7 protein-coding genes, 2 rRNA genes and 1 other annotated feature (1 of these 10 running past the window's edge) are annotated in these 12,432 nt (G+C 41.1%); of the genes, 6 read left to right on the top strand and 3 right to left on the bottom strand.

Annotated elements, in window-relative coordinates; genetic code table 11:
- Positions 1–52 precede the first annotated feature (52 nt).
- The 4 genes from ychF (at position 53) to guaB (ending at position 5,458) form a co-directional block, all read left to right on the top strand.
- On the top strand, positions 53–1,168 hold the full coding sequence (ychF, locus tag IGL36_RS13250; protein WP_002355971.1) for a redox-regulated ATPase YchF: 1,116 nt from the start codon (positions 53–55) through the stop codon (positions 1,166–1,168).
- Between the two features lie 112 nt (positions 1,169–1,280).
- Positions 1,281–1,970 (top strand): DUF1129 domain-containing protein, encoded by a 690-nt coding sequence (locus IGL36_RS13245; protein ID WP_002363563.1) that lies wholly within the window; start codon positions 1,281–1,283, stop codon positions 1,968–1,970.
- Between the two features lie 166 nt (positions 1,971–2,136).
- Positions 2,137–3,819, top strand: a complete 1,683-nt coding sequence (locus IGL36_RS13240; protein ID WP_002397737.1) for a 6-pyruvoyl-tetrahydropterin synthase-related protein — start codon at positions 2,137–2,139, stop codon at positions 3,817–3,819.
- A gap of 157 nt (positions 3,820–3,976) precedes the next feature.
- Positions 3,977–5,458: an IMP dehydrogenase gene (guaB, locus tag IGL36_RS13235; protein WP_002355966.1), complete on the top strand. Its 1,482-nt coding sequence runs from the start codon at positions 3,977–3,979 to the stop codon at positions 5,456–5,458.
- Between the two features lie 211 nt (positions 5,459–5,669).
- Here the strand turns inward: guaB and serS are convergent, their stop codons facing one another.
- The 3 genes from serS to IGL36_RS13220 all read right to left on the bottom strand — a co-directional run bounded on the left by serS (position 5,670) and on the right by IGL36_RS13220 (position 9,136).
- Positions 5,670–6,941, bottom strand: coding sequence for a serine--tRNA ligase (serS, locus tag IGL36_RS13230; protein WP_002355965.1), 1,272 nt, complete (start codon positions 6,939–6,941; stop codon positions 5,670–5,672).
- A gap of 87 nt (positions 6,942–7,028) precedes the next feature.
- Positions 7,029–7,235 (bottom strand) — a binding site (T-box leader).
- Between the two features lie 40 nt (positions 7,236–7,275).
- On the bottom strand, positions 7,276–8,457 hold the full coding sequence (locus IGL36_RS13225) for a sensor histidine kinase (protein ID WP_002363566.1): 1,182 nt from the start codon (positions 8,455–8,457) through the stop codon (positions 7,276–7,278).
- A complete protein-coding gene (locus IGL36_RS13220) occupies positions 8,447–9,136 on the bottom strand; it encodes a response regulator transcription factor (RefSeq protein WP_002355963.1) in 690 nt (229 codons plus the stop codon). Before IGL36_RS13220 ends, IGL36_RS13225 begins: the two co-directional genes overlap by 11 nt.
- A gap of 665 nt (positions 9,137–9,801) precedes the next feature.
- Here IGL36_RS13220 and IGL36_RS13215 point away from each other — a divergent pair.
- Together IGL36_RS13215 and IGL36_RS13210 are read left to right on the top strand one after the other, a co-directional pair.
- Positions 9,802–11,362 (top strand): 16S ribosomal RNA (locus IGL36_RS13215).
- A 226-nt stretch (positions 11,363–11,588) separates the two neighbouring features.
- A 23S ribosomal RNA gene (locus IGL36_RS13210) occupies positions 11,589–12,432 on the top strand; it runs 2,069 nt beyond the window's last position.
- Together the 16S and 23S rRNA genes form the textbook arrangement of a ribosomal RNA operon.

Genomic DNA, 12,432 nt, shown 5'->3' with positions numbered 1-12,432 from the left:
TTGATGCCTCTAATAGAAAAGAGAATAGACTGAGAGAAAGAGTGGAAAACAAATGGCACTAACAGCTGGAATTGTCGGCTTACCAAACGTTGGTAAATCGACCCTATTTAACGCAATTACAAAAGCAGGAGCAGAAGCTGCAAATTATCCCTTTGCAACGATTGATCCGAACGTCGGCATGGTTGAAGTACCAGATGCCCGTTTACAACGCTTGACAGAACTAGTAAAACCGAAAAAAACAGTTCCCACAACGTTTGAATTTACAGACATCGCCGGAATTGTTAAAGGTGCCAGCAAAGGAGAAGGGCTGGGAAATCAGTTTTTAAGTCACATTCGTCAAGTAGATGCAATCTGTCACGTGGTTCGTTGTTTTGATGACGAAAATATCATGCGTGAACAAAATCGGGATGCGGATTTCGTTGATCCTTTAGCAGACATTGATACAATTAATTTAGAGCTAATTTTAGCAGATTTAGATTCAATCAATAAACGCTATACTCGCGTGGCAAAAATGGCGAAAGCAAAAGATAAAGAAGCGGTGGAAGAATTAGCTGTTTTAGACAAAATTAAACCAGTTTTAGAAGAAGGTTTATCTGCTCGTACGATTGAATTTACGCCAGAAGAAGAGAAAATTGTTAAATCTCTTTTCTTATTAACCACAAAGCCGGTCCTTTATGTAGCAAATGTTTCAGAAGATGAAGTGGCGGATCCAGACAACAACGAGTATGTACAACAAGTTCGTAATTTTGCAACTAGTGAAAATGCGGAAGTAATCGTGGTTAGTGCGCGAGCAGAAGAAGAAATTGCTGAATTGGATTCTGAAGAAGACAAGGCTGAATTTTTAGAAGCAATGGGCATTGAACAATCTGGCTTAGATCAATTGATTCGTGCGGCGTACGATTTGTTAGGCTTAGCTACCTACTTTACAGCTGGTGAACAAGAAGTTCGTGCGTGGACGTTCCGTAAGGGAATCAAGGCACCTCAAGCAGCTGGGATTATCCACAGTGACTTTGAACGAGGCTTCATTCGTGCGGAAACTGTTTCTTATGAAGACCTAGATAAATATGGCAATATGCAAGCTGCCAAAGAAGCGGGCCGTGTTCGTTTAGAAGGAAAAGACTACGTCGTTCAAGATGGCGATGTTATGTTGTTCCGTTTTAACGTTTAAGAAAAGACCCATGCCCAACAAGCAATTTGTTTTGGGGTAAGCCCACATATTTAAGGCCATTCAGCCGTTTAGAAAGAGGTTCCCTCTACATGAGGGTGAGGAGGATACAACTATGGAAGCAGAAGCATTACGAGCAATCGTGGCTGAGAATCGTCAATTAGAACAGAATTTGACTAAAAGAAATGAACAATACATTTTTGACTTAAAAAAATCATTAAAAGCGGCTAATTTATCTGAAGAAGAGCTAGCATTGGCTCTACACGGTATTTTACCAGAATTAGTAGCCGGTCAAAAAACAGGCAAAACAGCCCGTCAGTTATTTGGCACTGTTTCAGAACGGACGGAAGCAATTTTAAATAAACCAGCAGAAGTCAAAGAACCAGCGGGCTGGATGATTTGGCTCGACAATACCTTACTATTACTTGGTTTATTAACAATCATGTTAGCGGCGATGTCTCTATTTTCAAAAGGAACCGCACAACCTCTCGGATTAACCACATATATCTTAGGTGCGATGGCTGGGGGTTATGTTTTCTATCTAATGCACAAATATGTTTACCGTTTTGATCGTCAAGGTGGCGACAAAAGCAAACGTCCTGGTTGGTTAAAAACGACTGCCATTCTATTTGGCGGAATGTTCTTGTGGATTGCAGTTTTCGCTGGTTCAGCAATGCTGCCACCAGTGATCAATCCCATTTTAGATCCGATGATTGCTTTAGTAATCGGTGCGTTAGCCTTTGTAGCACGCTATTTCTTCAAGAAAAAATACAATATTCAAGGTAGTTTCATGACACGTCAATAAACGGCGCGCGCTCAATTGTGAATGCGCTCGGCTGACGCAGAAACTGCAACAAGCAAAGTCGCTCTCTCAATAGAGCGTTTTAACAGTTAAAGCCTGGGGGATTAGTCGAAAAAACTAGTGTCCCAGGCTTCTGTTTTCAGAAGTTTGCTAAAGAAAGGAGCCTCTTATGGGACAACAAGTGAAGTCTTGGTGCCGTCAACACGAGCGGCTACTCATTTTTATTAGTTTTCTCTTATTAAGTGGACTTTCTCTCTATTTTGTCTATTTTCAAGAGAATTTTTTACGAGCAAGTGATTTCCGCTTTCATCAAAATCGGGTGGAAGGTCTCGCATTAGCAATTAAAAACAACGACTGGTTTCCTAAAATCAATTATTTTTTCTTGGGAGGCTATGGCTATGCCTCTAGTTTGTTTTATCCAGATGCGTATCTTTATTTACCTGCGCTTTTGCGTGTTCTGGGGCTTTCCTTTGTCGCTAGTATGGCGATTTTTGTGTTTGCGGTAAATTTGGCAACATTCAGTCTTACTTATTATGCAGGCCGATTAATGGCGCTCTCTAAAAAAAGAAGCTATCTCTTTGCCATTTTGTATGGCTTATCTATTTACCGCATGCAAGACTTGTTTAATCGCCAAGCGTTAGGAGAATTTTTGGCGCTAAGTTTTTTTCCGTTGGTCTTAGCGAGCCTGTTTTTATTACGAAAGGGAACCACGAAATATTGGCCGTTGTTAACGCTGGCGATGACTGGGATTGGGTTGGCTCACTTTATTTCTATTGAAATGGTTTCTATTTGGATTGGGTTATACATTCTGTTTTATTGGCAGCAGTTTTTTAAAAAGGAGGTCCTGTGGGCATTAGCGAAGGCTGCAGGTCTGACATTGCTTTGGCTGGCCTTTTATCTTTTACCAGTTGCTGAACAAATGAAAAATCAAGTGTTTAAAGTTACATCCAATCCACTCACTTATATTTCCGAAAGAAGTTATCCCATTGTTTCTCTTTTCATTAATAGTTTAAAGAGCAGTGTTTTTCACGCGAAAACAGCGAATCTAGGAACCCTTTTGTTTGTAGGGCTTGTTGTAGCAGTGGTTTCGCTTGCCAGCAAAAAAATTCAGGACAAACGGTTTATTGGTTTGACGCTGGTACTCTTATTGATGGTTACCACGCTTTTTCCTTGGCACTGGCTGAACCACACGCCTTTAAATACGATTCAGTTTCCTTGGCGGTTTTTAGGGATTCTTTCTGTAATGCTCGCTTTTTTCATTGCACAAGACGAATGGGGCGTTTTCCGTAAATCTTGGACCGTGGCTTTGTTGGTTTTCCTTGCCATCAGCAATTTAGGCATTTATCAATATCAAAGTATTCAGTCACAACAAGGCCACCTGTTAACAAAAGCTGAGTATGAGCAACCAACGCCTTTTTATATCGGTGCGGGCCATGAATATTTGCCAGATGAAATCAATTATCAGGAATTATTGAAACAGAAAAAACGACCACTTGATTATTCGGCAGAACAAGTAACCATTACAAATGTTAGAATGCCTTATGGGAAAATTTCATTTGACTACCAAGTGGTGAATCAATCAGCGAAGGTGACCGTTCCTTTTATTTATTACTTAGGCTATCAAGCCACGATTCAAATGAAAAACCAAACGGGCGCTAAAAAAATGAGCCTAACCAATCAAGGAGGCTTAGCCGCTCTTTCTTTATCTGGTACAGGACATGTCGACATCCGTTACCAAAGAACAAAAGTGCAAAAAATAGGAACAATGATTACCTTGTTTTCTGTCGGCAGTTTTGGATTTAGCCGATTTTTACAACAAAAAAAGAAACACAAGATAAAAGAACAACGATGAAAATAGGAGCTTAATTAGGAAGAGTTGAATAAAGGACAAACCGATTTCGGCGTTTTGTCCTTTATTCCTCATTGATTATTTAAACAAATCTAGTTGACTTCCTTAGTATTATCTGTTATTTTCATATATAAAATTAAGTCGAGGAGTGGACAAAAAAATGTCAAATTGGGAAACAAAATTTGCGAAAAAAGGTCTTACATTTGATGATGTGCTATTAATCCCTGCAGAAAGCCATGTCTTACCAAATGATGTAGACATGAGTGTACAATTAGCTAAAAATATCAAGTTAAATATTCCATTGATGAGTGCCAGTATGGATACTGTTACAGATAGTAATATGGCAATTGCGATGGCTCGTCAAGGTGGACTAGGTGTCGTACATAAAAATATGACTGTCGCCCAACAAGCAGACGAAGTACGTAAAGTCAAACGTTCTGAAAGCGGCGTTATCATTGATCCATTCTTTCTAACACCAACAAACTTAGTAGCGGATGCAGAAGAATTAATGAGTCGTTACCGTATTAGCGGTGTGCCGATTGTAGAAACAATGGAAAACCGTAAATTAGTCGGAATTATTACAAACCGTGATATGCGTTTTGTAACCGACTACCAAATCAAAATTGAAGAAGTCATGACAAAAGATCATTTAGTCACTGCGCCAGTTGGCACATCTTTAAAAGATGCAGAAAAAATCTTACAAAAACATAAAATCGAAAAATTACCAATCGTTGATGAAGCAGGTCGCTTAAGTGGCTTAATTACAATTAAAGACATTGAAAAAGTGATTGAATTCCCAAATGCTGCCAAAGACGAACACGGTCGTTTACTTGTGGCGGCAGCAGTCGGTGTCACTAGTGATACGTTCGAACGTGCGGAAGCATTATTAGAAGCAGGTGCCGATGCGATTGTTATCGATACTGCACATGGCCATAGTGCCGGCGTTATTCGCAAAATTAAAGAAATTCGTGAAACGTTCCCTGAAGCAACATTAATTGCTGGTAATGTTGCCACTGCTGAAGCAACCAAAGCATTGTATGATGTCGGCGTTGACGTTGTCAAAGTTGGTATTGGACCTGGTTCAATTTGTACAACACGTGTCGTTGCTGGTGTTGGTGTTCCTCAATTAACAGCGATTTATGATGCTGCTTCTGTAGCTAGAGAATATGGTAAAGCAATTATCGCTGATGGCGGTATTAAATATTCTGGTGATATCGTGAAAGCCTTAGCTGCTGGTGGACATGCTGTAATGCTAGGAAGTATGTTAGCAGGTACAGATGAATCTCCAGGCGAATTTGAAATTTATCAAGGCCGTCGTTTCAAAACTTACCGTGGCATGGGCTCATTGGGTGCAATGGAAAAAGGATCAAGTGATCGTTACTTCCAAGGAAGTGTCAATGAAGCAAATAAATTAGTGCCAGAAGGAATCGAAGGACGTGTTGCTTACAAAGGAAGCGTTTCTGATATTGTCTTCCAATTAATCGGTGGCTTGAAATCAGGGATGGGTTACGTCGGTGCAGCAGACCTGAAAGCGTTGCGTGAAGAAGCACAATTTGTTCAAATGAGTGGTAACGGATTGAAAGAATCACATCCACATGACGTTCAAATCACAAAAGAAGCACCAAACTATTCTGTTCAATAAAATAAAAGCTGATTTTTTTAAAATTTAAAAGAGGCAGACGTCATTTCGACGTCTGCCTCTTTTTCTGTAGAATGAAGGAGTTGCTTCTGTTTCCGCCGTTTATCAATTTTTAAGCCTGTAACAAAAATCCAAAGTGATTTTTGTTACAGGCTCCTTTTCCTATAGAATAAAAGCCGTTATCTGATATCAGACAACGACCTTCATCTTCCCTTTATTTAATAACTGTTAGGTTACCCATGTAAGGAACTAGGACTTCTGGTACAGTCACAGAGCCATCTTCGTTTTGGTAGTTTTCTAAAATAGCAGCGACTGTCCGTCCCACGGCTAAACCAGAACCATTGAGTGTATGCGCATATTGGACTTTATCATTTTCATCACGGTAACGAATCATCGCACGGCGCGCTTGGAAATCTTCACAGTTTGAGCATGAACTGATTTCACGGTATGTCTCTTGAGCGGGAATCCAAACTTCCAAGTCATAAGTTTTCGCAGCTGAGAAGCCCATGTCACCTGTTGAAAGAGCCATGACACGGTAAGGTAATCCCAGTTTTTGCAGAATTTCTTCGGCATTATTCGTCATTTTTTCTAATTCCTCATAAGAATGCTCTGCATCACTAAATTTAACCATTTCGACTTTATTAAATTGGTGTAAACGAATTAACCCACGTGTGTCACGACCAGCGCTACCAGCTTCAGAACGGAAAGAAGGGCTCAAGGCCGTAAAGTAAATCGGTAAATCCTTGCCATCTAAAATTTCATTGTTGTAGTAATTAGTTAACGGGACTTCTGCCGTTGGGATTAACGTTAAATCCGTATCTTGTAATTGGAAGACATCTTCTTTAAATTTAGGAAATTGGCCAGTTCCGAACATGGCGGTGTCATTAACGATATAAGGCGTAATCATTTCTGTATAGCCATGTTCATAAACATGTAAATCTAACATGAAGTTGTATAACGCACGTTCTAAGCGAGCACCTAAGCCTTTGTAATAAACAAAACGGCTACCAGCTACTTTGGCACCACGTTCAAAATCTAGAATGCCTAAGTTTTCAGCGACTTCCCAGTGTGGTTTTGGTTCAAAAGCAAAAGTTCTTGGTTCACTCCAACGACGTACTTCTACATTTTCTTCTTCACCAGCACCAACAGGCACAGAATCATCTGGCAAATTCGGTAAAGTAGTTGTGATCCCACGTAGCTCTTCGTCAATAGCGTTAATTTCTGCATCTAATGCTTTAATATTGCCGCCGACTTCTTTCATTTCCGCGATTTTGGCCGTTGCATCTTCTTTGTTTCGTTTTAATTGAGCAATTTCAGCAGACACATCATTCCGGTATTTTTTCATTTCTTCGACTTTGACTAATAAATCACGGCGACTTTCATCTAAACGCAGAAATTCCACTAAGATTTCTTCTTTCACGCCACGGGTTTGTAGCTTTGCTTTTACTTCGTCAAAATTTTGACGCATCATTTTTACATCTAACATATTTTTTCCTCCTTAAAATTAGTACATAATCAATAATAACTGTTGTAGAAAACAACAAAAAAGCCATCTCACCCCAAAAATAAATATTCTTGGGACGAAATGACTGGAAATCTCGCGGTACCACCCAAGTTCAGTAATGTTACTGCCCTTGATTTGCAGATAACGGCTGCAGACCGTTCCAACTTATTTCGCTGGACACCTGGAAGAGACGGACTTCTTTATAGATGAATGTTTGCTCGCACCCCCGCAAACTCTCTGGAATTCAGTGCCATAAATACTTTTTCTCTTAGTTTTCTCTTTTCTATAGAATACCGAAAAAGTTCAGGGATGTCAATTAACTCTCTGATTTCTTGTTGGTACGCTGTAAGGGTAGATGAATAATAAAGGAAGTCCACTTTTGATCAGACTTCGCATAAATATATCCACCATGTAAAGCGACAATACTTTGTGCAATAGCCAGACCTAAACCAGTACCCCCCGTTTCTTGTGATCGGGATTCTTCGACACGATAGAAGCGGTCAAACAACTGATCTAAAGAATGTTTAGGGATAGCTGGTCCATCATTGCGAACAGCAATAATTGCTTCGGTGCCGACTTTGTCTACTTCCATTACAATATGATGGCCACCTTTGCCATATTTCAAAGCGTTTGAAAGAAGGTTGTTAAAGACTCGGACTAGTTTTTCCGTATCGCCTTCCATCATTAAAGAAGCTGGATTGGCTTTTACTTGGATTTGCATATTAATCTTTTTCGCTTCCAATTCAAAATCGGCAGCAAGCTGTTCAATTAATTGTGCCATATCAAAAGTCGTCGTATGAATCGGTACACTTGGTTGACGGACTTTTGTATATTCAAAAAGATCATCAACTAATAATTTCATTTGTTTCGCTTTGACGTAAGCGGTATGCGTATATTTCAGTAAATCTTCTTGGCTATGAAATTGACGATCTTCAATCAATCCCAGATAACCAATAATAGAAGTTAACGGTGTCCGAATATCATGACTGACATTCGTAATTAATTCATCTTTTGATTTTTCAATTCGCCGTTCATCTTCAATGGCTGCGACAGTACTATCCACCAGACCGTTAATACTCGTCACGACTTTTGCTAAATCACCACTTAATTCAAACGGAATGCGGTGATTGTAATTACCATCAGCGATGTAATGTAACTCACTGATAATATGACGCAATTGCATTTGATGGTAGCGACGAATTAAGCGCCAATAGAGAACAGCTGCATCTACTAAAAAGAAAATGGGTAAGACAAATTTATTCCAGCTCCAAAACAAATCAGTATTTAATTCTTTAGCGACCGCATCCTTAGTGGCCCAGATGACACCAGCTAAGGGCGAGTTTTCACTAAGTAGTTGTCCTAAAAGGAACATAATTGAGACATTTAATAGTAGTAATAAAACAATTGTCACAATTGCTTCTGCTAATAACTCGCTGATTTCTTTAGAAGTTAAGGTAATTCGTTTTTGTTTTTCAATCTTTTTAGGTTTAACGAGCATCGATCTTATATCCAACTCCCCACACTGTTTGAATGACTTTTTCTCCACCAGTTGCTTCTTCAATCTTATCTCTTAAATGACTGACGTGAACCATCACGGTTTTAGCAGAAACAATACTTTCTTGTTGCCACACACGCTCAAAAATTTCATCCGCACTAAACACACGATTTGGATGACTAGCTAATAGATAGAGGATACCAAACTCAAGAGCGGTTAATTGAATTTCTTTTCCTTCTATTGTTTTGACTTCGTGAGAGTCCTTATTAATCATTAATGGGCCGACTTCTAATTCATCGGGTTCTTCTTTGGTTAATTGCATTTGGCTTCTACGTAAAATAGACTTTACCCGAGCCATTACTTCTAAAGGATTAAAAGGCTTGGTGACATAATCGTCTGCACCAGCAACTAAGCCTTTGATTTTATCCATATCGGTTGTTTTTGCTGTTAACATAATAATTGGAATTTGCGATTCTTTTCGAAGTTCTTTCACTACTTCCATTCCATCCATGATTGGCATCATAATGTCCAAGATTAATAAATCGATATCTGGTGTTGTGTGCAATTTGGATAACGCTTCTTTTCCATCATAAGCTTTCACGACTTCGTATCCTTCATTATGAATATAAATACTCAATAGTTCTACAATTTCTTTATCATCATCTGCAACTAAAATTTTCATAAGCGTTCATTTCCTCCATATATAAAAAATCTCTTTTCCATATTTTAACAAATAATTGCTAAAAAGGACAAAATCCTTGATATATTACGATAAATTTAGAAGATTTTGCTAAAAGTTAATAAACTATAGCCAAAAAAGGATGAAAGGGGGTAAAAAACGAACGAAAATACCTATACCAATCATAATAATCGGTATTGAAAAAAAGTTTAAAAAAAGTGAAAATAATGATTGACCAATGCTTGAAATCTTGGTATATTATTACATGTCGCAAGGCGAGTCACACAGCTGAGCGATTCAGAAATCAATAATTAAATAACAATTCTTGATTTCGAATCTCTCGAAAAAAGTTTGAAAAAACAACAAAAAAGTTGTTGACAAATAACAAACGAGATGATAAGATATAGAAGTTGTCACAACAGACAACAACAACCGAGCAAAACAACTTAAAAAACTTTTTTAAAAAAGTTCTTGACATTCAAACGAAAGTTTGTTATGATATAAAAGTTGCTGCGAGGTAACGTAGACCTTTGAAAACTGAACAAAGAATAGACGAACCAAATGTGTAGGGCGTCTTGATTCAATTCAAGACAACAAACATTTTTAACAAGCAAGCAATATGCTAGCAAACAAATTGAGCTTAACAATCGCAAGATTGTTCTAACTTTTATTATGAGAGTTTGATCCTGGCTCAGGACGAACGCTGGCGGCGTGCCTAATACATGCAAGTCGAACGCTTCTTTCCTCCCAAGTGCTTGCACTCAATTGGAAAGAGGAGTGGCGGACGGGTGAGTAACACGTGGGTAACCTACCCATCAGAGGGGGATAACACTTGGAAACAGGTGCTAATACCGCATAACAGTTTATGCCGCATGGCATAAGAGTGAAAGGCGCTTTCGGGTGTCGCTGATGGATGGACCCGCGGTGCATTAGCTAGTTGGTGAGGTAACGGCTCACCAAGGCCACGATGCATAGCCGACCTGAGAGGGTGATCGGCCACACTGGGACTGAGACACGGCCCAGACTCCTACGGGAGGCAGCAGTAGGGAATCTTCGGCAATGGACGAAAGTCTGACCGAGCAACGCCGCGTGAGTGAAGAAGGTTTTCGGATCGTAAAACTCTGTTGTTAGAGAAGAACAAGGACGTTAGTAACTGAACGTCCCCTGACGGTATCTAACCAGAAAGCCACGGCTAACTACGTGCCAGCAGCCGCGGTAATACGTAGGTGGCAAGCGTTGTCCGGATTTATTGGGCGTAAAGCGAGCGCAGGCGGTTTCTTAAGTCTGATGTGAAAGCCCCCGGCTCAACCGGGGAGGGTCATTGGAAACTGGGAGACTTGAGTGCAGAAGAGGAGAGTGGAATTCCATGTGTAGCGGTGAAATGCGTAGATATATGGAGGAACACCAGTGGCGAAGGCGGCTCTCTGGTCTGTAACTGACGCTGAGGCTCGAAAGCGTGGGGAGCAAACAGGATTAGATACCCTGGTAGTCCACGCCGTAAACGATGAGTGCTAAGTGTTGGAGGGTTTCCGCCCTTCAGTGCTGCAGCAAACGCATTAAGCACTCCGCCTGGGGAGTACGACCGCAAGGTTGAAACTCAAAGGAATTGACGGGGGCCCGCACAAGCGGTGGAGCATGTGGTTTAATTCGAAGCAACGCGAAGAACCTTACCAGGTCTTGACATCCTTTGACCACTCTAGAGATAGAGCTTTCCCTTCGGGGACAAAGTGACAGGTGGTGCATGGTTGTCGTCAGCTCGTGTCGTGAGATGTTGGGTTAAGTCCCGCAACGAGCGCAACCCTTATTGTTAGTTGCCATCATTTAGTTGGGCACTCTAGCGAGACTGCCGGTGACAAACCGGAGGAAGGTGGGGATGACGTCAAATCATCATGCCCCTTATGACCTGGGCTACACACGTGCTACAATGGGAAGTACAACGAGTCGCTAGACCGCGAGGTCATGCAAATCTCTTAAAGCTTCTCTCAGTTCGGATTGCAGGCTGCAACTCGCCTGCATGAAGCCGGAATCGCTAGTAATCGCGGATCAGCACGCCGCGGTGAATACGTTCCCGGGCCTTGTACACACCGCCCGTCACACCACGAGAGTTTGTAACACCCGAAGTCGGTGAGGTAACCTTTTTGGAGCCAGCCGCCTAAGGTGGGATAGATGATTGGGGTGAAGTCGTAACAAGGTAGCCGTATCGGAAGGTGCGGCTGGATCACCTCCTTTCTAAGGAATATTACGGAAATACACATTTCGTCTTTACTTTGTTCAGTTTTGAGAGGTCTACTCTCAAAACATTCGTTCATTGAAAACTGGATATTGAAGTAAAAAGAATCAAAACAAACCGAGAACACCGCGTTGAATGAGTTTTTTAATAAGTTCAATTGCTTATTTATTGATTAACCTTCTATCGCTAGAAGAAGTGATCAAGACCCAACCGTAAGGTTGATAAGGTTAAGTGAATAAGGGCGCACGGTGGATGCCTTGGCACTAGGAGCCGATGAAGGACGGGACTAACACCGATATGCTTTGGGGAGCTGTAAGTAAGCTATGATCCAGAGATTTCCGAATGGGGGAACCCAATATCTTTTATAGGATATTACTTTTCAGTGAATACATAGCTGATTAGAGGTAGACGCAGAGAACTGAAACATCTTAGTACCTGCAGGAAGAGAAAGAAAATTCGATTCCCTGAGTAGCGGCGAGCGAAACGGGAAGAGCCCAAACCAACAAGCTTGCTTGTTGGGGTTGTAGGACTCCGATATGGTAGTCTGTTAGTATAGTTGAAGGATTTGGAAAATTCCGCTAAAGAGGGTGAAAGCCCCGTAGACGAAATGCTGACAACACCTAGGAGGATCCTGAGTACGGCGGAACACGAGAAATTCCGTCGGAATCCGCGGGGACCATCCCGCAAGGCTAAATACTCCCTAGTGACCGATAGTGAACCAGTACCGTGAGGGAAAGGTGAAAAGCACCCCGGAAGGGGAGTGAAATAGATCCTGAAACCGTGTGCCTACAACAAGTCAAAGCTCGTTAATGAGTGATGGCGTGCCTTTTGTAGAATGAACCGGCGAGTTACGATTGCATGCGAGGTTAAGTCGAAGAGACGGAGCCGCAGCGAAAGCGAGTCTGAATAGGGCGAATGAGTATGTAGTCGTAGACCCGAAACCATGTGATCTACCCATGTCCAGGTTGAAGGTGCGGTAAAACGCACTGGAGGACCGAACCCACGTACGTTGAAAAGTGCGGGGATGAGGTGTGGGTAGCGGAGAAATTCCAAACGAACTTGGAGATAG

Source organism: Enterococcus sp. AZ011, assembly GCF_050548355.1.
GTDB lineage: Bacteria > Bacillota > Bacilli > Lactobacillales > Enterococcaceae > Enterococcus > Enterococcus faecalis.
Note: the sequence above shows the minus strand (reverse complement) of the source record. Positions and strands in the feature narration are given on the sequence as shown.